This is a genomic window from Geothrix sp. 21YS21S-4 (assembly GCF_030845995.1).
Classification (GTDB): domain Bacteria; phylum Acidobacteriota; class Holophagae; order Holophagales; family Holophagaceae; genus Geothrix.
On record NZ_CP132719.1, the window covers coordinates 2868770 to 2893398 of the forward strand.

The window sequence follows — 24629 nt, forward strand, 5'->3', positions numbered from 1 at the left end:
CGTCCAGGGGTTTCTGGGCTCAGTCCCCGAGGGCGCGCAGCCACGCTTCGTCCCGCACGGGAAGGCCCAGGGCCTCCGCCTTGGCCAGTTTCGACCCGGCCTTCTCCCCGGCCACGAGCAGGGTCGTCTTGGCCGAGACGCTGCCGGTGACCTTGGCGCCGAGGCGCTTCAGCCGAGCTTCCGCGTCCTCCCGCGACAGGCTGGGAAGCGTGCCCGTCACCACCGCCACTTCGCCCGACAGGGGCAGCCCGCCGCGATCCCGGGGCTCCGGCGGCGTGGGCCGGATGTCCAGGGCCGCGAGCCGCGCGGGAAGTTCGGGATGGAGGGCCGCGAACGCCCGGACGGCCGCCGCCACCTTCGGTCCCACTTCCTCCACGGCCTGGAGCCGGAGCTCCTCCGCGGCCCATAGCGCCTCCAGGGAGGGCTGGGCCTCGGCCAGCAGTTCCGCGGTGCGGGCGCCCACCATGGGGATGCCCAGGGCGTGGATCCACCGCGCGAGGGGCTTGGTGCGGGCCGCGTCCAGCGCGTCCAGGACGTTCTGAGCGGATTTCTCCGCCATGCGCTCCAGGCCCGCCAGGAAGGCGAAGCCCTCGCGGTTCTGGAGGAGCGTGAAGACCTCCCACGGCTGGTCGAAGCGGGCCGAGGCCACCAGCTGCTCCACCAGGGCGTCGCCCATGCCTTCGACATCGAGGGCGGAACGACCGCCGAAGTGGAGGAACCGGGCCACCAGCTTGGCGGGGCATTCGGGGTTCAGGCAGCGGATGGCCACTTCGGCTTCATCCGTCTTGCCCACGTCCCCGCCGCACACCGGGCAGGCCGTGGGAATCGGCGGAAGCGGCAGGTCCCGGAGCTCTTCGCCGGGAACGAGGGCGACCACCTTGGGAATGACTTCGCCGCCCTTCTCGATGAACACGCGATGGCCCACCTTCAGGCCCAGGCGCGCCATCTCGTCGGCATTGTGGAGGGTCGCGCGGCGCACGGTGGAACCCGCCACTTCCACCGCATCCAGTTCAGCGACGGGCGTGAGCTTTCCCGTGCGGCCCACCTGCCAGATCACGCCCCGGACCGTGGTGGTCGCCTGGACGGCCGGATACTTGAAGGCGACCGCCCAGCGCGGGACGCGGTCCGTCGCCCCCAACCGCCGCTGCACGGCCACGTCGGGGACTTTCAGCACCACGCCGTCGGTGTCGAAGGGCAGCTTGAGGCGGGCTTCCGCCTGGACGCCGATGAACGCGAGCATCGCCTCCAGATCGCCCTCCGCGTGGGCCGGCATCCGCGCGAAGCCCCAGCCCGCGAGCCGCCCCATGGCCTCCGCATGCCCCTCTTCCTCCTGGGGGGCCAGCGCCTGCCAGGGCAGGAAGGACAGGCCCCGGGCCGCCACCTCCCGGCTGTCCAGGAGCTTCATGGTGCCGCTGGCCGCGTTCCGGGGATTGGCGAACCGCACCTCGCCTCGCTCGTCCCGCTGGCGGTTCAGCGCCTCCCACCGCCGCCGGGAGAGGAACACCTCGCCCCGCACCGTGAGGTTCTCGGGAGCCCCCGAAGGCAGCCGCAGCGGGATGTCGGCGATGGTGCGGGCGTTTTCCGTCACCACTTCGCCCGTCTCGCCGTCGCCCCGGGTGAGGGCCTCCACCAGCTCGCCGTGCTCGTAGCGCAGGGACAGGGACAGGCCGTCCACCTTCAGCTCCGCGGCATAGCGGGGCGCCACCTCGGGCGCGATCCGGCGCCAGCGGGCCTCCCACTCGCGCAGTTCGGCCTCGGAGTAGGCGTTGTCGAGGCTGAGCATGGGCACCGCGTGGCGCCGTTTCTCGAAGGCATCCACGGGCGGGGCGCCCACCCGGCGGGTGGGGCTGTTGGGATCGGCCCACTCCGGATGCGCCTCCTCCAGGGCCTTCAGCTCCCGCTCCAGGGCGTCGTACTCGGCATCCGAGATGACCGGCGCGTCCAGCACGTAGTAGCGCCGCCGATGCTCCCGCACCGCGTCCGCCAGTTCCTTCAGGCGCCCCCGCAGATCCGTCACTTCACCCTCGCTCGATGCAGGATGCCCATGATGAGGCCGAGGGCCAGGAAGAAGCTCAGCGTGCTGCTCCCGCCCGCGCTGAAGAAGGGCAGCACCATTCCCTTGTTCGGCAGCGCCCCGGCCACCATCCCCACGTTCACCATCAGGTGCAGGGCGAACACGCCCGCGGCCCCGGCGCAGAAATAGGCCTCGGCGTGGGTGTGGGCGCCGCGGGCGGCCTCCAGGATCCGCACCAGCAGCAGCCCGAACAGCCCCAGGGCGATGAGGACGCCCACGAAGCCGCGCTCCTCCGCCCACACGCTGAAGGCGAAATCCGTGGTCTTCACCGGCAGGAAGTTGAGCTGGGTCTGGGAACCGCTGGTGAAGCCCTTCCCGATGAGGCCGCCGGATCCGATGGCGATCCGGCTCTGGTTCACCTGGTAGCCCTTCCCCTGGAGGTCCGACGACGGGTCCAGGAAGATCATCACCCGCTGCTTCTGGTAGGGCTTCAGGGCGAACTTCCAGGCCCCGAACCCGCCCACCGTGATCAGCAGCAGCAGCGCCATCACCCACCGAGCCCGGAGGCCCTTCATCAGGGGGATGATCACCAGGATCGGGAGGAAGCTGAGGGCCATGCCCAGATCCGGCTGGCGCTGGACCAGGAGCATGGGAAAGGCCACCAGCCCCACGGCGCCGAACAGCTCCAGCCGCCCGACGGTATCCGGCGGCCGCGAGCCCAGGCGCTGGGCCACGTAGAGCAGCGTCACCCACTTCATCAGCTCCGAGGGCTGGAAGGTCTGGCCCGCGATGACGAACCAGCGGGTGGCGCCGCCGATCTTCTTGCCCACCACCAGCACCGCCGCCAGGGCCACGAGGCCCAGCAGGTAGGCGGGGAAGCTGTAGCGGAAGATGCGGCGCGGGTCCGTGTTGGCGAGCAGCAGCATCAGCAGCAGGCCGAGAACGTTCCAGACGCTCTGTTTGAGCCAGATCCCGGCCTGGGGCGTGTTCCGCCCCGCGGAAAAGAGGGTGAGCGTCCCCAGCAGCATGAGGGCGAGGATCACCCACAGCAGGCGGGGATCCAGGGCGCGGAGACGCTCCCTCATTCCGCCGGCTCCTGGGCCGCGGGCGCGAAGGGATCCACCAGCCGGCCGCGGGGCGGCGGCAGGGGGTTCGACAGGCGGTCCGAGAACCAGTACTTCACGACCTTGGCCGCGATGGGAGCCGCGGCCGTGGACCCGAAGCCCGCGTTCTCCACCACCACGGCGAAGGCGATCTGGGGATTGTCCCGGGGCGCGTAGCCCGCGAACAGGGCGTGATCCTTCAGGTGCTTGGCCTGGCGGGCGTAGTGGCTCTTGTCCACGAAGGTCGCCACCTGGGCCGTGCCGGTCTTGCCCGCGAACGGGATCTCCCGGGCGATCTCGCGGATGAAGGGATTGGCGGCGGCGGTTCCGCTCTGCACCACCTCGGCCAGTCCCTCGTTCAGGGTCTCCCAATAGCGGGCGTCCAGCGGCGTGTCCTTGAAGGGCGGCGGAGGAACCGGCTCCAGGCCGTCGGCGCGGTCCCCGCGGAAGCCGTAGAACAGGTGCGGCGTGATCAACTTCCCCCGGGTGGCGAGGAGGGCGTAGAACCGCGCCAGGCCGATGGGCGTGACGCCGACGGCCCCCTGCCCGATGCCCACGCTGATGGTCTCGCCCGCATACCACTTGGGATCCTTGGGGACCGCCTTGCGCTTCCAGGCCCGGCTGGGGATGCGGGTCCGCTTCTCCCGCGGAAGGTCGATGCCCGTGCGCTCCGTGAGCCCGTACTTCTCGGCCGTGGCGTAGATGTCGTCCACGTCCATCCGCGACGCCAGCTCGTAGAAGTAGACGTCGCAGCTCTGGGCGATGGCCTGCACCATGTTCAGGCCGCCGTGGCCCGTGGGCTTGTCGCAGCGGAAGTCCCGGCCGTAGTAGTTCTTCTTCCCCGCGCAGTAGATCACCGTCTGGGGCGTGGCGATCCCCTTCTCCATGGCCGCCAGCGCCACCAGCAGCTTGAAGGTGGAGCCCGGCGCGTAGATCCCCTGGATGGCCCGGTTGATCATGGGGCGCGTGGGGTTGTTCAGGTAGCGGTCCACCATGTCCTGGCTGAGGCGATTGAGGAACAGGTTCGGATCGTAGGAGGGGCTGGAGTACATGGCCAGGACGCCGCCATCCCGCAGGTCCAGGACCACCGCCGCGCCGGCCTCTTCCCCGTAGGCGTCCTGGACGACCTTCTGGAGGCCCGCGTCCAGGGTGAGGAACAGGCTGCGTCCCGCGGAGGCGTCCTCCTGCCCGAAGTTCGCGACTTCGGTGCCGAGCTGGTCCACGAGGATCCGCCGCTGGCCGTCCACGCCCTTGAGCCGGTCGTTCCCGCTGGCCTCGAAGCCCTCCTTGCCGATGGTCTCACCCAGGCGGAAGAGGCCGGGCTTGGCCTTCATCAGCTCCTCGTCCACCTCCCCCACGTACCCGAGGACGTGCCCGGCCAGCTCGTCGCCGAGGTACACGCGGCGGGGCGCCACATCCACGCTGAGGAAAGGGAAGCGGGCCCGCACGCGCTCGGCCAGGGCGATGCCGGCATCGTCCAGGTTCTCCTTCAGCACCAGCGGCCGGCCCTTGCCCGCCGTGCGGTAGATCTGGATCTTTCGCGCCAGGGCCGCCGCGTCCAGCTCCAGGGCCTGGGCGAGGGCCTCCACCACCTCGGGACGGCCGGGCAGGTCCTCCCGCTGGATCACCAGGTGGAGGGCGCGCCGGTTGTCCACGAGCCGGTGGCCGTTGCGGTCCAGCACCAATCCGCGCGGCGCGGCGATGGGGCGCACCTTGACAGCCTGCTGGAGCGCCAGCTGCCTGAATTCCCCGTGCCGCACCAGCTGGAGCCACGCGTAGATGGAGACGAGGAGCGCCACCAGGCTCCACGCCAGGGCCTTGAACACGCCCAATCGGCGGTCCAGGGCGGGGCGCCGCCGGGCGTCCATCAGCGCCCCCGCGGCGCGGGCTGCAGGTGCGTCAGGCGCCAGGCGGCCCATCCCCACAGGGGAAGCGTGAGCCCGGTCCACAGCCAATCCCAGCCCCAGGGATGGGCGCCGGACGCGAGCCGCACCGCCCCGTGGACGAGGAGGGTATGCAAAACGAGCAGCGAAGCCAGGCGCGCCAGCCAGCCCTTCAGCGTTTCCAGGGGCCACCGCCCCGCCATCCACGCGGCGAAGAGCGCCACGGTCAGGTCGGCCCAGGCCGTCCCCCCCAGGCGGGGCGTGAGGCGGAGGCTGGCTTCGAGGACCCACCCCCCGGCGGCGGCCCACAGGACCGTGAATAGAGGCGAGCCCGGGCGCGGCGCCAGGGCGAGGACCAGCAGGACGTGGAGGACCGGCTGGAGCCGGGGGAACGGCGCGGCCAGCACCAGAAGGCCGAGGACGGCGGCGCACAACAGCGCCTGGCGGAACGCGGAGGGGGCGGCGGACCTCATGGCGCCCCCTTCTTCCGCGGCGGCTTCTGGTCGGGCGCCACGAAGGGGGGCTGGACTTCCAGCGGAGGCTGCGACGGCAGGATCAGTACTGCCGACAGGCGGTCCAGGGGCGCCGACAGGTTCACGATCACGCGGAGTTCGAGGTCGCCCGGCGCCACCTCGGCCACGTAGCCCACCAGCAGACCGCGAGGGAAGACCCGGTCCAGGCCCGAGGTGAGGACGGCCTCGCCCACCTGCACCACTTCCTGGTTGCTCACGTAGCGGATCAGCGCCCGTCCCGAACCCAGCCCCTGCAGGACTCCCGTCGCGCGGCTCCGCATGAGCATGACGCCCACGGAGGCGTTGGGCGCGTCCGCGGGCAGGACCTTGGACTGCGCGGCGCCCACGGACCACAGCCGGCCCACGATGCCTTCGGGCGCCAAGACGCCCTGGTCCTGCACCAGTTCCAAGTCGCGGCCCCCGTCCAGAATCAGCCCGCCGAAGGCTGCGGGGCGCGTGCTGAACACCACCCGGGCGGCCTTGAGGTCCAGGGGGATCTGCCGCTTGAGACCCAGGAGGCGCACGGCTTCATCGGCTTCCGCCAGGCGCGGACCCTCCTGGGCCGCGAGGGTCCGCGCCTGGGCCAGGTCCGCCGACAGGCGGGCATTCTCGGCGCGGGTCTCCGCGAAGCTGCGCGCGACCTCCCGGCGAGCCGCCCGCCAGGTGGTCCACCGGACGGCGAGGCCCTGGGAGGGGCGGGAGACGGCGTCCGCCACGGTCCAGGCGCGGCCCGACCGCAGCCCGGCCACCACCCACGCGCCGTGGCCCAGCCAGAGAAGGAGCACGGCGTGGCGCTGCCACCCCGTGGGATTCCATCCCCATTTGGACGTGCGGAAGCTCATGGCCCTCCCGGCGGGGGCTAGTCGAGGATCTGGATGCGGCGCAGGAGGGGGATGTTCTCCAGCAGCAGGGCGGTGCCGCGGACCACGGCCGTCTGGGGATCCTCCGCCCGGAAGACCGGGAGGTGGGTCTCCTTCCGCAGGCGCTCGTCCAGCCCCTGGATCAGCGAGCCGCCGCCGGTGAGGCAGATGCCGCGGTCGATGAGGTCGGCCGCCAGCTGGGGCGGGGTCTCGTTGAGGGCCTTGCGGACCAGGTCGATGATCGCGTTGATGGGCTCGGCCAGCGCCTCGCGGATCTCGGCGTCGTTCAGGGTGAGGGTCTTGGGCAGGCCCTCGAACTGGTCCCGGCCACTCACTTCCATGGTGCGGGTCAACTCGGACGGCGAGGCGGAACCCAGGTTCCACTTCACCTCCTCCGCGGAGGCCTCGGAGATCAGCACGTTGTACTTCTCGCGGATGTACTTGATCACCGCCTCGTCCATCTCGTCGCCGGCGATGAGGATGGAATCGGAAAAGACCTTCCCGTTGTAGCTGATGACGGCCACGTCCGTGGTGCCGCCGCCGATGTCGACGATCATGCACCCGCGCTTCTCGTTGATGGCGAGGCCGGCGCCGATGGCCGCCACCATGGTCTGGTCCACGATGAAGACCTCGCCGGCCTTGGCGTCGTAGCAGACCTGCTTCACTGCCCGGCGGGCCACCTGGTGGGCCCGGGGGGGGACGCTCACCACGATGCGCGTGCGGGCGATCCCGCGGTTGGGCCGCGCCTTGGCGATGAACTGCGCGAGCATCTTCTCCGCCGCGTCCACCTCGAAGATCATCCCGTCCTTCATGGGGCGGATGGTCCGCACCCCCTGCGGCGCCCGGCCGAGCAGCTGCTTGGCCTCGTCGCCCACGGCCTCCACTTCGTGCGTGACCGTGTTCACCGCGACGATGGAGGGCTCATAGATGACGATCCGGCCGGCCTGTTTCGTGTGCACCAGCGTGGAAGCGGTGCCCAGGTCGATGGCGAGGTCCGAATTGAAGAGGTTGGACCAGAACTGGCTGGAAAAAAGACTGGCCACAGGCGGCTCCCGGAGAACCTCCTAGAGTGCCATGAACCGCCCCCGCCAGCCACCGCAAGGGCCGGGAGAATCCGAAGCGGCTCTAGGCTCCCGCCGCCAGCAGCTCCTCCACCAGCAGGTCCCCATCCAGGCGCTGCGGAAGCTCCTTGTGGTAGCCGCGGACCCACTGCTTCCCCCCCACCAATATGAACGGAATGGCCCGCTTGCCCGTCTCGGCTTCCAGCTTTTCCGCGGCGCCGGGATCGGCTTCGATGTCCACCTTGCGATGGGCGACGCCGTGCTCGGCCAGCCAGGCCTCCAGCCGCCGGCAATCGGGGCACCACGTGGCTCCGTAGACCGCGAGATCCAATCCGGCCAGCGCTTCGATTCGGCTCATGGGTTCCTCCCGGACCTGTCATTCTGGAGCCTTTGATGCGCTTCGGAGGGAATCCATGTCCAAAATGCTCTTTCGCGCCGGCCTGACTGCGGGAGCGGCTTTCGCCTTGGTCGCCGCGGGCGGCCTCGTGGGATGCAGCAAGGGGAAGCCCGACGCCAGCCGCGTGATCGCCAACATCGGCGGAGACAAGCTGACCGAGGCCGAGTTCCAGGACGTGGTGAAGAGCCTCTCGCCCGACGCCAAGGAAGCCCAGACCTTCCTGACGGATCCCGCCGCCCGCGAGGAGCGCGCCCAGCTCGCCGGCCGGATCGCCATGTCCAAGGCCATCACCTCCTACGCCCACCAGACCGGCCTGGACCAGGATCCCGTGGTGAAGCGCCAGATGGAGCAGCAGCTGGCCAACGTCTACTTCCAGGCCCTCATGCAGCGGCGGCTGGCCAAGGCCGAGCCCACGGAGGAGCAGCTCCTCGCCTTCTACAAGGAGCGCGTGGCCATGCTCCAGGCCCAGGGCCGCAGCCAGGGCGTGCCCCCCTTCGAGACCGTCAAGGGCCAGCTCCCCGAACTGTGGAAGCAGCAGCGGGCCCAGACCCTCAGCCAGGAAATCCAGAAGGAGGTCAAGGCGAAGGTGCCCGTGACCCTGGCGGACGACTACCGGCCCGCGGCGGAATAGCCTCGCCTCCATCGCAACGAGGGCCCCGAATCGGGGCCCTCGTTGCGTTTGGGTCAGCCCTTCCCCAACCGGGCCGATTGATCCAGGACCTCCTTCAGGGCCTTTTTCGCGGCCGCGGGCTGGCGCTTCTGCTGCGCTTCCCGGAATCGCGCCAGGGAGGCTTCGAGCCCCGGCCCCGCCGCCGGATACAGGGCCACCACCGGCTTGAAGGGGGCATCCACGCCGGGGATCAGGTTCCACTGGCCATCGTCCACGGCGCACCACGCCATCATCGCCATCCGTTCCGCCTGGCGCACATCTTGATCCGCCGATTTCGCCTGCCGGCCCGCCAGGGTGTTCGCCAGCCCCAGCGCTCCCACGGCCTGCTCGCGGGGCTTCATGGTCCCCATCGCCTTCACCTGCCGGTCGAACGCCGTCACCTCCGCCGCGGACAGGGTCTTGCCTAGGCCCGGCTTCGCGCGCTCCCACGCGGCCTTTCCCTGCGCGATCAATCCGCGCATGGCGCCACGGCGCCCTTCCACCAGCGCCCGGGCCACCGCTTCGAACGAGCCCTGAGCCTCCGCCAGCGCGGGCGGCCCCGCAGGCGCCTGAACGACCTGGGCGGGAGGAACGAGCAGCAACACCATGGGGGCCTCCGAAGCTCCACCTTAACAAAGGCGGAATGAGCGCCTGGCTGAAGCTCCTCAGGAGTTCCGCCCTGTCCGTGCCTGGAGAGGGCTGTGATTCCGATCCCGTCTCACCAAAACAAAGGCCCCGAAAGGGGGCCTTTGTTTTGGTGCCTGGAGACGGAATCGAACCGCCGACACATGGATTTTCAGTCCATTGCTCTACCAACTGAGCTACCCAGGCGGGAAGACTCAGAATAGCAGGCACAGCCGCATTTTCAAGTGCGGAGAGCGAGAGGATTGGTGCATCCTCTATGGTTCGAGTTCCGTTCGGAAGCAGAGGTTCGCCATGGCCCGTGCCCCCAAAAACCGTGAGATCCAAGTCCAGAAGCCCGCCCAGAGCCTGGCGCACTTCCAGACCAAGCTGGGGAGAGGGGAAGAGGAGACCGGGAACCTGCTGAAGCCGGTCCTCATCGGGGCGGGTTCCCTCGTTGCGCTGGGACTGCTCTACGGCGGATGGAGCGCCTACCGCACCCAGGCCGCGGAGAAGCACGAGGCCGCGGTGGCCGCCCTCCAGATGGAGGTGGAAGGCGACGGGATCACGCCCGTGCCCGCCGCCGAAGTGGAGAAGCGGATGCGCGAGCGCGTGAGCCGCCTGGAGGCGCTCGCCGCCTCGGCGCCCTCCTCCGGCAAGGCCGCCACCGAGGGCCTGCTGGCCAGCTGGCGCCTGGCGCTGGAGGGCAAGGCCGCGGCACCTGCCACGGCCACCGATCCCTGGAGCCGCATCCGGCTGGCTCAGCGCGCCGTGGCTCTGGGCCAGGCCGCCGCGGCCCGCGCGCAGCTCGATTCCCTTCGCGCCTCCGCCCAGCCCGGCGAAGCCTGGGCCGAGGCGTTCTGGTCCTGCCAGATGGAGGCCAACCGCCTCGCCGGCGACCGCGCCCAGGCCCTGAAGGACCTCGCGGAGTACAAGGCCCGCTTCAAGGGCCGCGGCGACGCTGATTCCATGGAGCGCCTGGTCCAGAGCATCTGAGCCGCGCCGTCTGAAAGGGGGACATCCCATGCGGATGTACGACCTCATCTATACGAAGAAGCTCGGCGGCGCACTGACGCCCGGACAGATCGCCTTCTGGGTGAAGGGAGCCGCCGACGGCACCATCGCCGATGAGCAGAGCGCGGCCCTCCTCATGGCCATCTGCTGGCGCGGGATGACCACCGAGGAGACCCTGGCCCTCACCCTCGCCATGCGCGATTCCGGAACGCGGATGGACCTGTCCTCCGTCCCCGGAATCAAGGTGGACAAGCACAGCACCGGCGGCGTGGGCGACAAGACCACCCTGATTCTCGGGCCCATCGTCGCCGCCTGCGGCGTCCCCTGCCCCATGTTCAGCGGCCGGGGCCTGGGCCACACGGGCGGGACCATCGACAAGTTCGCCTCCATCCCGGGCCTGAAGGTGGAACTCACCGACGCGGAGTTCCTGCGCAGCCTGCGGGAGACGCGCTTCGCCAACTCCGCGCCCACCGGCGACATCGCCCCCGCCGACAAGAAGCTCTACGCCCTGCGCGACGTGACGGCCACGGTCGAGAGCATCCCCCTGATCACCGCCAGCATCATGTCGAAGAAGCTGGCCGGCGGCGCGGACGCCCTGGTCCTGGACGTGAAGTGCGGCCCCGGCGCCTTCATGAAGACCCTGGAGGAGGCCCGCACGCTGGCCGAAAGCATGGTGGCCGTCGGGAAGGCGCACGGAATGCGGATCCGCGCCCTGATCACGCGCATGGACGCGCCCCTCGGCTGGGCCATCGGGAACGCCCTGGAGGTCATGGAGTCCGTGGAGATCCTCCGCGGCGAGCACGCCGACTCCGAGCTCGCCCAGATGAGCTTCCGCCTGGCCGCGGAGATGCTGCTCCTGGGCGGCGCCGCGACCACGCTCGAAGAGGCCGAAACCAAGGTCCAGACCACCCTCCGCGACGGCTCCGCCCTGGAGACGCTCCGCCGCTTCGTGGCCCTCAACGGCGGTGACGCCAAAGCCCTCGACGATTTCAGCCGCCTCCCGCAGCCGGGCCAGGCGATCGAAGTCCGCGCCGACCGCGCCGGCTACATTCAGGCCATCGACGGCCGCGCCCTCGGCCTCCTCGCCATGGAACTGGGCGCCGGCCGGAAGGACCGCAACGACGTGCTGGACCTCGGCGTGGGGATCCGCGTGCATGCGGCCGTGGGGCAGGAGGTGAAGGAAGACGATCTTCTTTTCACCCTCTTCACCAAGGCGGGCGCCCAGCCTGACCACGCCGCCTACCAGGCGACCATCCAGTGGAATGAAGGGACGATCAGCCCTTCTTCTTGGTTGTTGGCAACCATCGCCTAATCAGGATGTTGCAGATGCAAGACGCGCGAGATGCGGCATTCTGAAGGATGGTTCCCGAAATTTCGTCGGAATGAAGAATTTTCTTCCTCGTTCTGGTACTGTTACGCGTCTGTCCCTCTTCCGATCTTTCCCAGCCTCACGCCCAAACTGGATTCCCCCCTTCCCTTAGGCCAATCCATCTGCTGTTGTGCCTGAGGTTTCGCTGTTCTTACCTCGGGTCCCCCCCATCCGGGTTCCCGATTTTCTGGAGGATGCTATGCATCTCTTGAACAATCGCCTGGGCCGTCTCACGGCTCTCATCGCCCTGGGCGGGGCGGCTCTGTACTCGCAGGGCACCCAGACTGCCAACGTCACCGGCACGGTCGTCGATTCGGCCGGCGCCCCCCTCGCGGGCGTCACCGTCCGCTTGACCTCTCCTTCCCTCCAGGGCGTCCGCACCTACGTCACGGATGCCACCGGCAAGTTCATCGCCCGCCTGCTGCCTCCCGGCTTCTACACCATCCAGTACACCAAGGATGGCCTTGAGACCCGCAAGATCACCGAGCAGCTCGGCATCGACCAGACCTTCAGCCCCAAGGTCACCCTCTCCAAGGTGGGCGGCGCTGTGGTTGAAGTGATCGCGGCCGCTCCCGCCGTCGACAAGACCGACATCAAGACCGCCACCAACTACCGCGCTGACAGCGTCGACATGCTGCCGAACGCTCGTACCCAGGAAGGCGTGGCCCTCCTTACCCCGGGCGTGACCTCGGGTGTCGGCGGTCGCGTCCAGATTCGCGGCGCCCAGACCTCCGGCAACCTCTACCTGCTGGACGGCCAGAACATCGCGGACAACGCCTACAACAACCGGGGCGTTACCCTCATCGATGACTCCATCGAAGAGACCCAGGTCGTCACCGGTGCCATGTCCGCCGAGTACGGCGATGTCGATGGCGGCGTCATCAACTCCATTACCCGCTCCGGCAGCAACGAGTTCTCCGGCTCCCTCCGCTGGGAACTGAGCGATGCCGCCTGGAACGCCATGGCCCCCATGCAGGCGCGGGCCGCCGTCAACAACATCATGAACGAGACAAAGACCCTTTTCTTCAGCGGTCCCATTCTCAAGGATAAGCTCTGGTTCGCGGCGTCCTATTTCACGACCAAGAACACGGTGGCCAACAATATCGCTGCGGCCGCCATCGTCCCCGTCACCGCTCTTTCCGGTGCCACGCCGAATTCCCCCGACGGCGCCAATGCGGGTTATTCCCAGGCCAACGCCGAGATCCGCCGCCAGGCGAAGCTGACCTGGTCCATCAATCAGGACCACACCCTGGTCGCATCCTACATGCGGAATGCCAACAACCAGACGAATCGTAATTATTCGTCCGGCGAACTGCTGTCTCTGGTGCCCCAGATCAGCACGTCCGACTTCCTCAACATCGCCCTGCGGTCCGCTTGGGCCAGCAATCTCACCACGGAACTCCGCTACGGCAAGAAGCACCAGAACCTCTCCGCCGGTGGTGCCGCCAATGGCCAGAGCCCTTTTTACAACGATGACACGGGCTATTACTACAACAACGGCATCTTCAGCAGCAACGACGGTGGCGACGAGCGCGACAACCAGACCCTGAACCTCAAGGCCAGCCTGTTCTGGAATGGCGCCGGCAGCCACCAGACCGACTTCGGCATCGACTACTACGAGGGCAAGCGCCAGGCCAAGAACGCTCAGACCCCCACCGGCTACATCATCGAAGCGAGCGACCTGAACCTCAACGCTCGCACCGCCGTTGGAGGCGCTATCTGGACCTACCAGAACGGGGAAGGGTCCGCCAAGAACGATTCCTATGGCGTCTACGTCAACGACAAATGGAGCCTGGACCAGCACTGGAACTTCCAGTTCGGCGTGCGCTTCGACAAGTACGAAGCCAAGAGCGAGAGTGGCAGCAAGACGGCCGGCGCCAATGGCATCAGCCCCCGCCTCGGCGTGAAGTACGACCTCTTCGGCGACAGCAAGCATATCTTCGGCGTGAGCTTCGCCCGCTACAACGCCAAGGTGCTGGAAGGTATCACCAATTCGGTCACCAGTCAGGGCAACCCCACTGAGATCGATTACCTTTACTCCGGTCCTGCCGGTGCCCAGAGCTTTGCCGTCTTGCAGAACCTGAGCAACTACAACATTTCCCCCAGCGGTATCGCTTATTACAACGACCCCAAGCTGAATGTCCGCCTTTCCGACAAGCTGAAGGCCCCCACCACGGATGAGATCCAGGCCAGCTACGCCGTGTCCTTCAACTTGGGCGCCATGGGCGACGGCTACCTGAAGGTGACTGCGGTCGACAAGAAGTGGAAGAACCTCATCGACTACAGTGTCGGCAACAACGGTACGGTCAGCGATCCCACCGGGACGCCCATCTACGTGAAGGTTTGGGACAACAACTCGGAAGCCAAGCGGACCTACAAGGGCCTGGAACTGGAATCCCAGTACAACGTCAATCAGTGGAGCCTCCTCGGCAACATCACCTGGAGCCAGCTGAAGGGCAACTACGAGGGTGAAGGCACCAGCACCCCCGCCCGCGGAGAAGGCCTCCACAACTTCGACGTCCAGAGCGGCGTGGCTTTGTATGACCACAACTGGACCACGCCCTACGGCTACCTCACGGGCCACGTGCCCATCCGTTCGCGCATCACTGGCAGCCGCACCTTTAACAACGAATTGGGCAAGACCTCTGTAGGTCTGATCTATCGCTTCGATTCCGGCGCTCATTACAACAATACCCGTGTAATCTCTGCCGTTGATAATCCCAATACGGCCGCTAACGAAGCCCGTCTGGGTGGCTCGACCATGTCCAGCCAGTTTGGGACCAGTGGCACGCAGTACATGAATCAGACTCGCGGCGACGGTGTGTTCATGGCCTCGTCCTACCTGGATCTGGCTATCACCCATGACTTCCCTCTCTTCAAGGTGGGAAGCCGGGATGTGACCGCCTTCGGTAAGCTGAACATCAGCAACGTGCTGAACCACCAGCAACAGGTTTCCTTCAGCACCACGTATGCAGCTGCCACCGGCACTTATGGCCAGCCCAACGGCGGGGTGAACTCTCCCTGGGTGCCTACTTCCACCTTCGGAAAGCCCACGGGTACCACCAACTACGGTACCGCCCGAACCATCACTGCTTCCGCTGGCTTCCGCTTCTAGTTCTGGCAAATTCCAACAATAAACCGGGGCCCGCAAGGGTCCCGGTTTTTATATTTCACGAAAAGTCGCTAAATCAAATAAGGACATCAGCCACACCAAAAGGTGAACTAATTACCCTCTATCCATGAAAGAGAGCAAAGTTAAACCTAATGATTGACTCAAACGGAAGTGAGATTTTCATCGAAAACTGAATTTTTTATATCATTCATTTTTATTAATCCCATTCAGGGATCCCCCATAAGCCAAATATTCTTTAATAATCTGCTTGAGAAGGAGGAAAATCCCCCCTACTGATCTAATCGATTCTCCCAAACACTTTTTCTCCTGAAATAGCAATCCCAAGGGAAGGCCTTATTTAGGAGATTGGCTTCATCCACTCGTTCGTTACTATAATCTGTCAAGCAAAACCGCAAAAAGACGATCATTAAGTCATCTATACGCATCGCATAGTGATGTTACTTGTGAGTGTCTGGGAAAAAAAGTTTGTGTGATCAGGGGAACTTGCCCTATCCTTTCGGCATCCCCCTGATCTTTGGCCCACCTCAGGTATTGAGGCCGGACATTCCATATGTCCGGCCTCAATTCATAGGGAAGGGTCAGATGTCTTTTGCCCGTGGCGGTCCCCCCAACCGCTCCACTCTCTTAAGGAGTTTCTATGAATCGTGTCTTCACCCGGCTCGGCTTTACGGCCGCAGCGCTAGTCGCTGGGAGCGGCATGGTCGCGCACGCCCAGACGGCCACGACAGGCGCGGTGTCCGGCGTGGTCTCCGACAAGGGGGGTGCACCCCTCGCCGGAGCGACCGTGCGGCTCAGTTCCTCCCAGACCTCGCGGACCTACATCACGGGAACGGACGGCAGCTTCCGGATGGGACTGCTCAATCCCGGCGCGTGGACCGTCGAAGTCACCAAAAACGGATTTCAAAAGATTAGCCAGGCCGTCACGGTGCTGGTGAACCAGACCCAGCCTCTGACCTTCAAGATGGCGGGTGAGGCGGCAACGGTGGTCGAGGTACTGGGGACTGCCACTACCGTGGACACCACCACCACTCAGACCGGCCTCACCACCACCATGGATACCCTGTCGGCGATTCCCAAGGGACGCGATATGAGTTCCATCGCCTTCCTCGCGCCGGGCGTGGTTTCCGGTGGCTTCAATGGCCGCAACGATCCGTCCATCGGCGGCGGTTCCGGTGCTGAAAACGCTTACATCGTGGACGGCTTGTCTACCACCAACAGCAGCCGCGGCTTCCAGGGAACTCAGCTCGTCACGGACTTTATCGACCAAGTCGAAGTCCAGACCGGCGGGTTCAAGCCCGAATTCAGCGCATTGGGCGGCGTATTCAATGCCGTAACCAAGTCGGGCACGAACGAGATCAAGGGATCCACTTGGCTGACTTGGGACGCCATCGGCATCCAGGCGGTGGCCAAGAAGAGCAAGTACTCTCAGCCCACCACTCAGGCCGTGAACAGCCGCTACGACATCGGCGCTGAAATCGGTGGTCCAATCCTGAAGGACAAGCTGTTCTTCTTTGCCGGTGTGGACGCCAACATCACGGAAGCTCCGGGCAGTGTCCCCAACAACAACGGGCTGGTGGACAGCAAGCGGAAGATCAACGCCCTGCAGGCGCTCGCCAAGTTGAACTGGTACATCACCCAGGATCACCAGATCACCTTCTCGGCCAACATCAATGACACGAAGGATGATTACCCTACCCGCTATCCCGTGACCGGCAACGGCAACCTCGGGTATAACGACAAGAGCACGGTCCAAAACTTCGTCATCAACTATGACTGGACGATTTCTCCCTCTTTGTTCTTCAGTGCCAAATTCGGCACCACAGAGTTCAAAGATGAAAACACCCCGTCCGACATGACGAACATCGCGGTAACCGACAATGTCTATTACACCGCGGGACCCGGGGCGGCCAGCCGTCCCGACTTGGCCGGACTCGCATACCGCTCCGGAGGAGCGGGATATTCGGCCACTGCTGCGCTGGATAAGGTCACGTCGGACCAGCTCAGGGCAGATCTCAGCTGGTTCCTGGGCTCACACAACATGAAGTTTGGCATGTCCCAGCTGGAGTCCAAATACACCGAACTGGCCGCCACCTCAGGGGGCGAGCGCGTGACCATCCGCGCCACCACCTCCGGCGCCTTTAACGGCGTGGATCGCCAGTTTCTGAGCACGAATGCCACCGTGAAAGCCATCTTCACGGCCTTCTACGCCCAGGACACATGGGACGTGGGCAACGGCCTCAAGCTGATGTATGGCGCCCGCTACGAGATCCAGGATCAGCGTGACTTGAACGACAAGAGCTTCATGAAGTTCAGCAACTTCAACGATCAGCTCCAGCCGCGCCTCGGCTTCACCTGGGACGTGAACCAGGATGGAAAGACGAAGGTTTCCGGCAGCTATGCTCGCTACTTCGAATCCATCCCGCAGCGCCTCGCGATCCGCGTCTACGCAAATGAGATCTACCTCCGGTATCGCTATGGAACCAGTGGATCGACCTATAACGCGGCTACGGGAGCCTATGCCATCACCAGTGCAACCCCGAGCAGCATTACGGACTTCGCCACGCCCTTCAGCTTCGATCCCATCGCCGAAGGCGTGAAGCTTCCCCAGCGCAACGAGTACATCCTGGGCCTGGATCACACCTTTGCGAGCGGATGGACTGCCGGTATCCATGCCAAGTACCGCGAATTGAAGAACCCGATCGAGGACATGGTCTTCACTGACAGTGCTGGAAATCCCTACGATGAAGGTCCGTCCATCTCCTTCACCGGCACGGGAACTCCCACCGGGGGCGCAGGCGCCGCGGTGATCGGTAATCCCGGGGCCTTCCAGCAGTGGCGTCCCAACGCCAAGAGCATGACGCTCTACCTGTTGGGGCAGGGAACGACGACCAATAACTACGGCATCAACATGCTGCAGTACTACAATCCTGCCACCGGCCTCTTTACCGTCCAGGACACCGGTTTCACCAAGGCGGGCAACAAGTTCTCCAGCATCGACTTCACCCTCGACAAGAAGACGGATCGCGATGTCTTCAGTTTCAGCTACACCTGGAGCCGGCTCGAAGGCAACTACGAGGGCGTGGTGTCCAGCTCCAATGGCCAGGCGGACGGCAACATCACCGCTTCCTTCGACTACTACCCCTACGTAGGCTATGGCCTGCTTCCCAATGACCGCACGCACGTGGTCAAGCTCTTCGCCAGCCACCGCTTCGATTTCCTCGGCGGGGATCTGAACGTGGGCGCCAACTGGACCTATCAGAGCGGCACCCCCATCAGCCTCTTCGATGACGGTTCCACGAGCGAAGGCCATGCCCCGGGAAGCGGCAGCTCTCTGGACATCGGCGGCTACGGCAATGCGGTTCCCGCCAACGGCCAGTTGGGACAATACGGCCGCACGCCCGCCCTCAACAATGTCGATTTCCATCTCGACTGGGCCTACAAGCTCGGCAAGCGCTACAAGCTGATCCCCAGCGTGGACGTGTTCAACGTCTTCAACACGCGGTATGCCACCGCGGTCTACCAGCAGGCCACCGACGCGAGCGGCACCCGGGCCGTCAACTACGGTCAGGCCAGCGACTGGCAGGTGGGCCGTCGCTACCGGTTCGGCGTGAAGTTCCAGTTCTAATCGGGACGCATGTCGCAGAGGAGAGCGGGCCCGCAAGGGCCCGCTTTCCCGTTCGGTCGGCCCTCTTCAATCCTTGGGGACCCACAGCACATCCCCCACCCCCCCCACCGCGTTTTCCGCCCGCGCGAGCGCGAAGAGCCAGTCGCTGAGGCGGTTGAGGTAGGCGACGACGGCGGGGTTCAGGGATTCTTCTTCCGCGAGGGCGACGGCTTCGCGTTCGGCGCGGCGGCAGACGGTGCGGGCGACGTGGGCGTGGGCGGCGGCCGGGGTGCCGCCGGGGAGGACGAAGGCCGTCATGGGAGGCGCCAGGGCCGTCAGGCGGTCGATGTCGGCCTCCATGGCGGCCAGGTCCCAGGTGGGCCGCGTCATGCGGGCTCCCAGCAGCTCCTGGCGGTCGGCCGGGGTCGCCAGGATGGCGCCCAGGACGAAGAGGTCGTGCTGGATTTGTTGGAGCAGCTCCGGGTCCACGCAAACAGGCGTGGCGTGGAGGCGAAGAACGCCGATGACGCTGTTCAGCTCGTCCAGTGAGCCGTAGGCCCGCAGCCGTCCGTGCGACTTGCTGACCCGCTGGCCGCCGAACAGGCCCGACGAACCGTCGTCTCCCGTGCGCGTGTAGAGCTTCATGGCCGCTTCCTCCCGAGAGATCCCGATGGGCGGGCGTGTGGAGCAGAGCACCGGATGTTGCCGCCGGTGGGGTTGTTCAGCCCGATGACTGGGGATGGGTCCCCCAGGCCTGCCGTGATTGTAGAAGTGCGATCAGACCTTGAGGGCGAGCTACTCCGCAGCCGCGCGGCATCATTACGCCGCGATGACGACCAAGCAGGCCTACGCTCCCCCGTGGGCCCGGCTCCACGCGGCGGTGTCGGCCCGCCAGGCGCCGAGGGCGGCGAAGCCCGCGGCATCCACCACGCCCTGGGCCTCCGCTTCTTCGGCGAGGACATCGAAGGAGCTGAGGGTCTCGAAGCCGATTCCGGCTTCCGCGAAGGCGCGCTCCGCCTGGGGTAGGCCGTAGCTGAACAGGGCCAGCACCGCGGGCACGTCGGCCCCCTCCGCCTTGAGGGCCTCCGCGCACTTCAGGCTCGACATGCCCGTGGAGATCAGGTCCTCGATGAGGAGCGCGCGGTGGCCCTTCGCCAGCGGCCCTTCCACCTGCCGGCCCATCCCGTGGTTCTTGGGCGTGGGGCGGACGTAGGCCATGGGCAACTTCAGGCGGTCGGCCACCATGGCGGCCCAGGGCACGCCGGCCGTGGCCGCGCCCGTGATGAGGGTGGGACGGAACTCCACCGAGCGGGCCGCCAGGGCCGCCACGATCCGGTCGCGGATCTCCTGAAGGCCCAGCAGCTGCCGGTTGTCGCAGTAGATCGGCGACTTCAGGCCGCTGGCCCAGGTGAAGGGATCCTGCGGCTGGAGCTTCACGGCTCCCGCCTTCAGGAGGCAGGCGGCGAGATCCCGGGGGGGGAAGTCCATCACAGCTCCAATTCGGCGATGGGCTGCTTGGACAGATAGCGCTCGGCGCCGTCGGGGAAGAGGGTCACCACGCGGGAACCCGCGGGGAGGGTCTTCGCGAATTCGCGCGCGGCCCAGGCATTGGCGCCGCTGGAGGCCCCCACCAGGCAGCCCTCGGTGGCGATCAGTTCCCGCGCCGTGGCCAGGCTGTCCGCGTCGGCCACGTCGATGATCCGGTCCGCGAGCTCCAGATCGAGGCTGGCGGGAATGAACCCGTTGCCCACGCCTTCCACCGCCCATTCGCCCAGAGGCGCGCCGCAGTAGACGGAGCCCACGGGCTGAACCACCACCGCCTGGATCGCGGGGTTCTTCTCCTTCAGGAAGCGCGCGATCCCCGTGAAGGTGCCGCCGCTGCCGGCCCCGAGGACCACCGCATCCACCTTCCCATCCATCTGCGCCCAGATTTCGGGGCCGGTGGTGGCGTAGTGGCTGTCGGGATTGCTGGGGTTGTCGAACTGCTGGGGCACGAAAGCGTCGGGGATGCTGGCGGCCAGCTCCTGGCACTTGGCGATGGCGCCCTTCATTCCCTGCTCCTTGGGGATCAGCACCAACTCGGCGCCCAGGGCCTTCATCAGCATCATCTTTTCGCGGCTGTACTTCGTCGGGACGCACAGGATGCAGCGGTAGCCGAGGGCCTTCGCCGCGATGGCGAGGCCCACGCCGGTGTTGCCCGCGGTGGGCTCGATGATCGTGCTGACCCCGGGTCGGATCTGGCCCAGGGCCTCGGCGGCGCGGATCATCCCCACCCCGATGCGGTCCTTCACGCTGCCGCCGGGGTTCAGGTACTCGAGCTTGGAGAACAGCTGGAGCCCAGGCGCGAAGCGGGTCATGCGCAGGAGGGGCGTGTTCCCCACCAGGTCCAGGACGGAATCGACGACGGAAGGAAGCGCTCTCGCCACGGGATCAGCCTTTCACCACGATGCTCACCAGCTTGCCGCCGGGAGGCAGGACCACTTTCACGATCTCCTTGCCCGCCAGGTGCGGCTGGGCTTCCGCGCAGGCCAGGGCGGCTTCGCGGCGGCGATCCTCACCGGCGGCGGCGGGCACCGTGATCCGGCCCCGGACCTTGCCGTTCACCTGGACCACCACCAGGACCTCGTCGGCTTCCAGAAAGGCGGGATCGGCCTCGGGCCAGGCGGCCTGCATGCACAGGCCCTGCTTCCCGAGCTGCGCCCACAGCTGCTCGGCGAGGTGCGGCGCCACCGGCGACATCATCCGCACGAAGGCGTCGAGCGCGTGCTGCATCACGGCGGCGCGGTGCGGGGCGTCCGCAGGGAGGTCGGCGAGGGCGTTGGACAGTTCCATGAGCCCCGAGACCACGGTATTGAACTGGTAGCGGCGCTCCAGGTCGTCCGTGAGACGCGCCACGGTCTGGTTGAGCTTGATGAGAAGCGCCTTCTCCTCGGCGCTGAGCTGGTCCTTGGCGGGAAGGGCGTCGGCTGCGACGCCGTGCTCCTCCACCATGCGGGTGATCCGCTTGAGGAAGCGGCTGGCGCCCTCGATGCCCTCGAACCCGGTCCAGTCGATCTCCTTCTCGATGGGCGCGGCGAAGATCATGAATAGGCGCAGCGCGTCGGCGCCGTACTTCGAGATCACCTCGTCGGGATCCACGATGTTTCCCTTGGACTTGCTCATCTTCGAGCCGTCCTTCAGCACCATCCCCTGGCAGATCAGCTTCTGGAAGGGCTCGGGGCCGGAGGCCAGGCCCAGGTCGCGCAGCACCTTGTAGAAGAAGCGGGCGTAGATCAGGTGCATGGTGGCGTGCTCGATGCCGCCCACGTAGAGGTCCACGGGCATCCAGGCGTCGCTCTCCGCCTTGGCGAAGGGCAGCACCGCATTCTTGGGATCCAGGTAGCGCAGCCAGTACCAGCTGCTGTCCACGAAGGTGTCCATGGTGTCGGTTTCGCGCCGGGCCTTCGCGCCGCAGTTCGGACAGTCCGTGTCCAGGAAGGAACGGGACGTGGTCAGCGGAGAGGGTCCCACGCCCGTGAATGCCACGTCCTCCGGGAGGCGCACGGGCAGGTTCTCGGCCTTTTCGGGCACCACCCCGCAGGCCGGGCAGTGGACCGTCGGGATGGGCGTGCCCCAGTAGCGCTGGCGGCTGAGGCCCCAGTCCTTGAGCTTGTAGGTGGTGGTCTTGGCGGCGCGGCCACCCAGTTTCGCCACCATGGCGTCCACGGCGGCTTGGCTCTTCATCCCGGTGAATTCGCCGCTGTTGACGAGGGTTCCCAGGTCCCACTCGCTGTCAGCCTCGATGACCTGGGGGATCGGCAGGCCGTACTTCTGGGCGAATTCGTGGTCGCGCTCATCGTGGGCGGGCACGCCCATGACGGCCCCCGTGCCGTAGTCCATCAGCACGTAGTTGGCGGCGAACACCGGGACCTTCTCGCCCGTGAAGGGATGCACGACGGACAGGGCCGTGCGGTGGCCCAGCTTCACGTCGCTGGTCATGCGCTCTTCGCGGCTGACGGCGGCCACCTGATCGCAGAAGGCCTTCAGGCCCGCATCCATCTCCGCGGCCTTCTCGATGACGGGATGCTCGGTGCTGAGGGCCATGAAGGTCACGCCGAACAGCGTGTCCAGGCGCGTGGTGAAGACTTCGACTTCGCCGCCGCCGTCGAGGTCGAACGCGAGGCGCGCGCCCTCGGAGCGACCGATCCAGTTCCGCTGCATGGTCTTCACGTTGTCGGGCCAATCCAGGCCGTCGAGGGAGGCCAGCAGCTCGTCCGCGTACTTCGTCGTCTTGAAGAAGTACTGCTCCAGGGGCTTCTGCACCACGGGGAAGCCCGTGCGCTCGTCCTTGCCGTCCACCACCTGCTCGTTGGCGAGCACGGTGCCCAGCTCCTCGCACCAGTTCACGGTGCGCATGGCGCGGAACACGTCGCCCCGCTCCCACATCTTGAGGAACAGCCACTGGTTCCAGCGGTAGTAGTCGTCCTGGAAGCTCGCGATCTCGCGCTCCCAGTCGTAGCTGATGCCCATCTTCTGGATCTGGCCCTTCATTTCCTCGATGTTCTTGCGGGTCCAGATGGCGGGGTGGATGCCGTGCTTGATGGCGGCGTTCTCCGCGGGCAGCCCGAAGCTGTCCCAGCCGAGGGGATGCATCACCTCGTAGCCCCGCATCCGGCGGAACCGCGCCGTCACGTCGCCCAGGGTGTAGTTCCGGACGTGGCCCATGTGGATCCGGCCGCTGGGGTAAGGCAGCATCACCAGCATGTAGAAGGTCTTCGATTCCGGCAGCAGCTCCGCAGCCCGCTTGGCGCGGAAGGCGCCGGACTCGAGCCAGCGGCGCTGGATCTCGGGTTCCTGGGTCAGGGGCTGGAAGGGCATGGGGCGGCTCCGGGCGAACCCTTGATTCTACAGGAAGCTCGGGCGTTCCCGGCCCCCCTGCCCGGGCCAGAGGAGCCTCGCGGGAACTTCCCCCAACTCCTAACGCCGTCTTAACGCGCGGGGTGGCCATCTTATCGGGCCGGCTCGATCCGCCGGCGCCCGGAGCCCCGATGAAAGCCGCGTCCTTCCCGCTGATTCTCGCCTGCCTGCCGATGCTGGCCCAGGCGCCCTCCCCCGCCGCGCCCCCGGTTCTTCCGCTTCCCGGCCCCTCCAAAGCCGCCGAACCCTTCGCCTTCGCCGATTTCACGTGGCTCAACGGCAACCCCCGCACGAAGGAGGCCGTCCTCGATTCCAAGTGGTTCACCGGCGAGTTCCGGGCCGACGTGAACGCGGTCTACGACTTCAACCATCCCCAGGACCACACCCTGGTGGGCTCCAGCGAATTGGGGCGCACCGACGAGGTCCACGTCCAGCAGTTGGGGATCGGGGGAGATTTCCACTGGGACAACGTCCGGGGCCGCCTCATGACCCAATTCGGGCTGTATTCCACGATGACGCCGCGCAACGACGCCAGCTCCGCCAAGGGCCAGTGGCGGACGGACGACGCCTACCGCTACGTGTCCGAGGCCTACGGCGGCTATCACTGGGACGCGCTGAACGGCATCAACCTCGACGCGGGCATCTTCATGTCCTACATCGGGCTGTTCAGCTACTACAACTTCGACAACTGGGCCTACCAGCCGTCCTACGTCTCGTCGAACACGCCGTGGTTCTTCAACGGGCTCCGCCTGCAGGTCTTCCCCACCGACAAGCTCAAGCTGGAGCTCTGGCTCACCAACGGGTGGCAGTCCTACAACATGTTCAACCGCACCCCCGGCGTGGGCACGTCGCTCACCTGGCGCCCCACCGGCGACCTCAGCTTCATCTCCAACAACTACCTGCTGGGCGCCGACACGCTGGGGAACGCGAAGCGCACGCGGCGCCACACGGACAACAGCCTCCAGTGGAAGTACTGGGATCGGCCCGGCAGTTTCGTCTCGAAGATGGCCGCCAGCTTCACCTTCGACCTGGGTGACGAGCAGGGTGGCGGGGTCAGCCGCAGCGGGACGGCTTCCGAGCCGAAGCAGTACTTCGCGGGCTGGATGGCCTACCAGCGGTTCTGGTTCGCCCAGGACCGCCACGCCCTCACCCTGGGCGGGGGCGCCATCACCAATCCCAGCCGCTACCTCGTCCTGGTGCCGCCCATCAACGGGGCCACCGCGGCGTCGGGCACGCCCTATTTCACCGCCAATCCGGGAGAGCCCTTCCGCGCCTGGGACTGGTCCGCGACCTACGACTACATGCCCAGCCAGTTCATCACCATGAGGGCCGAGTTCAACCGCCGCGGCGCCAGCGTGCCCTACTTCGCGGGGCCCGGCGGCGTGACCCCTCCCGGGGGAAACCAGGGGGCGCCGGGTTCCGTCGTGGCCGGCTGGGCTCCCGACCTCCGCAAGACCGAGAGCCGCCTGACGCTGGCTCTCCTGGTGAAGCTCTGAGCCCCCGCCGCAGGCCC

Annotated in this window: 18 protein-coding genes and 1 tRNA gene; 6 read left to right on the forward strand and 13 right to left on the reverse strand. The window is 66.6% G+C overall.

Annotation, left to right across the window (positions count from 1 at the left end; all coding sequences use genetic code 11):
- Window positions 1–19: 19 nt before the first annotated feature.
- From ligA to RAH39_RS13135, 7 genes are all read right to left on the reverse strand, one after another.
- On the reverse strand, window positions 20–2017 hold the full coding sequence (gene ligA / locus RAH39_RS13105; protein ID WP_306590574.1) for an NAD-dependent DNA ligase LigA: 1998 nt from the start codon (window positions 2015–2017) through the stop codon (window positions 20–22).
- Entirely contained in the window at window positions 2014–3099 is a 1086-nt protein-coding gene (rodA, locus tag RAH39_RS13110; RefSeq protein WP_306590575.1) for a rod shape-determining protein RodA, read from the reverse strand. The genes ligA and rodA overlap by 4 nt, the downstream gene beginning before the upstream one ends.
- Entirely contained in the window at window positions 3096–4985 is a 1890-nt protein-coding gene (mrdA, locus tag RAH39_RS13115) for a penicillin-binding protein 2 (protein ID WP_306590576.1), read from the reverse strand. The genes rodA and mrdA overlap by 4 nt, the downstream gene beginning before the upstream one ends.
- The gene (locus tag RAH39_RS13120) at window positions 4985–5473 is read right to left on the reverse strand and encodes a hypothetical protein (protein ID WP_306590577.1); all 489 of its coding nucleotides are present in this window, start codon (window positions 5471–5473) and stop codon (window positions 4985–4987) included. Before RAH39_RS13120 ends, mrdA begins: the two co-directional genes overlap by 1 nt.
- The gene (gene mreC, locus RAH39_RS13125) at window positions 5470–6354 is read right to left on the reverse strand and encodes a rod shape-determining protein MreC (protein WP_306590578.1); all 885 of its coding nucleotides are present in this window, start codon (window positions 6352–6354) and stop codon (window positions 5470–5472) included. The genes RAH39_RS13120 and mreC overlap by 4 nt, the downstream gene beginning before the upstream one ends.
- Before the next feature lie 17 nt (window positions 6355–6371).
- The gene (locus RAH39_RS13130) at window positions 6372–7415 is read right to left on the reverse strand and encodes a rod shape-determining protein (RefSeq protein ID WP_306590579.1); all 1044 of its coding nucleotides are present in this window, start codon (window positions 7413–7415) and stop codon (window positions 6372–6374) included.
- 82 nt (window positions 7416–7497) lie between these two features.
- Window positions 7498–7791, reverse strand: coding sequence for a glutaredoxin family protein (locus RAH39_RS13135; RefSeq protein WP_306590580.1), 294 nt, complete (start codon window positions 7789–7791; stop codon window positions 7498–7500).
- A gap of 55 nt (window positions 7792–7846) precedes the next feature.
- On the opposite strand from RAH39_RS13135, the gene RAH39_RS13140 reads away from it, so the two are divergent.
- On the forward strand, window positions 7847–8461 hold the full coding sequence (locus RAH39_RS13140) for a hypothetical protein (RefSeq protein ID WP_306590581.1): 615 nt from the start codon (window positions 7847–7849) through the stop codon (window positions 8459–8461).
- A gap of 53 nt (window positions 8462–8514) precedes the next feature.
- Here the strand turns inward: RAH39_RS13140 and RAH39_RS13145 are convergent, their stop codons facing one another.
- Together RAH39_RS13145 and RAH39_RS13150 are read right to left on the reverse strand one after the other, a co-directional pair.
- Window positions 8515–9087 (reverse strand): hypothetical protein, encoded by a 573-nt coding sequence (locus RAH39_RS13145; protein ID WP_306590582.1) that lies wholly within the window; start codon window positions 9085–9087, stop codon window positions 8515–8517.
- Between the two features lie 147 nt (window positions 9088–9234).
- Window positions 9235–9310: transfer RNA gene (locus tag RAH39_RS13150), tRNA-Phe, on the reverse strand.
- A gap of 105 nt (window positions 9311–9415) precedes the next feature.
- Here RAH39_RS13150 and RAH39_RS13155 point away from each other — a divergent pair.
- The 4 genes from RAH39_RS13155 to RAH39_RS13170 all read left to right on the forward strand — a co-directional run bounded on the left by RAH39_RS13155 (window position 9416) and on the right by RAH39_RS13170 (window position 18241).
- Window positions 9416–10096, forward strand: a complete 681-nt coding sequence (locus RAH39_RS13155; RefSeq protein ID WP_306590583.1) for a hypothetical protein — start codon at window positions 9416–9418, stop codon at window positions 10094–10096.
- Window positions 10097–10124: 28 nt separating this feature from the next.
- Window positions 10125–11426: a thymidine phosphorylase gene (locus tag RAH39_RS13160; RefSeq protein WP_306590584.1), complete on the forward strand. Its 1302-nt coding sequence runs from the start codon at window positions 10125–10127 to the stop codon at window positions 11424–11426.
- Between the two features lie 256 nt (window positions 11427–11682).
- A complete protein-coding gene (locus tag RAH39_RS13165) occupies window positions 11683–14598 on the forward strand; it encodes a TonB-dependent receptor (RefSeq protein WP_306590585.1) in 2916 nt (971 codons plus the stop codon).
- 655 nt (window positions 14599–15253) lie between these two features.
- The gene (locus tag RAH39_RS13170) at window positions 15254–18241 is read left to right on the forward strand and encodes a TonB-dependent receptor (protein WP_306590586.1); all 2988 of its coding nucleotides are present in this window, start codon (window positions 15254–15256) and stop codon (window positions 18239–18241) included.
- A gap of 66 nt (window positions 18242–18307) precedes the next feature.
- Here the strand turns inward: RAH39_RS13170 and RAH39_RS13175 are convergent, their stop codons facing one another.
- From RAH39_RS13175 to leuS, 4 genes are all read right to left on the reverse strand, one after another.
- On the reverse strand, window positions 18308–18865 hold the full coding sequence (locus RAH39_RS13175) for a cob(I)yrinic acid a,c-diamide adenosyltransferase (protein WP_306590587.1): 558 nt from the start codon (window positions 18863–18865) through the stop codon (window positions 18308–18310).
- Between the two features lie 201 nt (window positions 18866–19066).
- Window positions 19067–19708: an orotate phosphoribosyltransferase gene (gene pyrE, locus RAH39_RS13180; protein WP_306590588.1), complete on the reverse strand. Its 642-nt coding sequence runs from the start codon at window positions 19706–19708 to the stop codon at window positions 19067–19069.
- The gene (locus RAH39_RS13185) at window positions 19708–20646 is read right to left on the reverse strand and encodes a PLP-dependent cysteine synthase family protein (RefSeq protein ID WP_306590589.1); all 939 of its coding nucleotides are present in this window, start codon (window positions 20644–20646) and stop codon (window positions 19708–19710) included. Before RAH39_RS13185 ends, pyrE begins: the two co-directional genes overlap by 1 nt.
- A 4-nt stretch (window positions 20647–20650) precedes the next feature.
- Entirely contained in the window at window positions 20651–23077 is a 2427-nt protein-coding gene (leuS, locus tag RAH39_RS13190) for a leucine--tRNA ligase (RefSeq protein ID WP_306590590.1), read from the reverse strand.
- 170 nt (window positions 23078–23247) lie between these two features.
- Between leuS and RAH39_RS13195 the strand changes: the two genes are divergently transcribed.
- Window positions 23248–24612 (forward strand): outer membrane beta-barrel protein, encoded by a 1365-nt coding sequence (locus tag RAH39_RS13195; protein ID WP_306590591.1) that lies wholly within the window; start codon window positions 23248–23250, stop codon window positions 24610–24612.
- Window positions 24613–24629: the final 17 nt, after the last annotated feature.

Coding starts and splice junctions, on each gene's coding strand:
- rodA (WP_306590575.1), bottom strand. CDS start 3,099: ATGAGGGAGCGTCTCCGCGCCCTGGATCCCCGCCTGCTGTGGGTGATC.
- RAH39_RS13170 (WP_306590586.1), top strand. CDS start 15,254: ATGAATCGTGTCTTCACCCGGCTCGGCTTTACGGCCGCAGCGCTAGTC.
- RAH39_RS13165 (WP_306590585.1), top strand. CDS start 11,683: ATGCATCTCTTGAACAATCGCCTGGGCCGTCTCACGGCTCTCATCGCC.
- RAH39_RS13195 (WP_306590591.1), top strand. CDS start 23,248: ATGAAAGCCGCGTCCTTCCCGCTGATTCTCGCCTGCCTGCCGATGCTG.
- mrdA (WP_306590576.1), bottom strand. CDS start 4,985: ATGGACGCCCGGCGGCGCCCCGCCCTGGACCGCCGATTGGGCGTGTTC.
- RAH39_RS13120 (WP_306590577.1), bottom strand. CDS start 5,473: ATGAGGTCCGCCGCCCCCTCCGCGTTCCGCCAGGCGCTGTTGTGCGCC.
- RAH39_RS13135 (WP_306590580.1), bottom strand. CDS start 7,791: ATGAGCCGAATCGAAGCGCTGGCCGGATTGGATCTCGCGGTCTACGGA.
- pyrE (WP_306590588.1), bottom strand. CDS start 19,708: ATGGACTTCCCCCCCCGGGATCTCGCCGCCTGCCTCCTGAAGGCGGGA.
- mreC (WP_306590578.1), bottom strand. CDS start 6,354: ATGAGCTTCCGCACGTCCAAATGGGGATGGAATCCCACGGGGTGGCAG.
- RAH39_RS13155 (WP_306590583.1), top strand. CDS start 9,416: ATGGCCCGTGCCCCCAAAAACCGTGAGATCCAAGTCCAGAAGCCCGCC.
- RAH39_RS13175 (WP_306590587.1), bottom strand. CDS start 18,865: ATGAAGCTCTACACGCGCACGGGAGACGACGGTTCGTCGGGCCTGTTC.
- RAH39_RS13140 (WP_306590581.1), top strand. CDS start 7,847: ATGTCCAAAATGCTCTTTCGCGCCGGCCTGACTGCGGGAGCGGCTTTC.
- RAH39_RS13160 (WP_306590584.1), top strand. CDS start 10,125: ATGCGGATGTACGACCTCATCTATACGAAGAAGCTCGGCGGCGCACTG.
- RAH39_RS13145 (WP_306590582.1), bottom strand. CDS start 9,087: ATGGTGTTGCTGCTCGTTCCTCCCGCCCAGGTCGTTCAGGCGCCTGCG.
- leuS (WP_306590590.1), bottom strand. CDS start 23,077: ATGCCCTTCCAGCCCCTGACCCAGGAACCCGAGATCCAGCGCCGCTGG.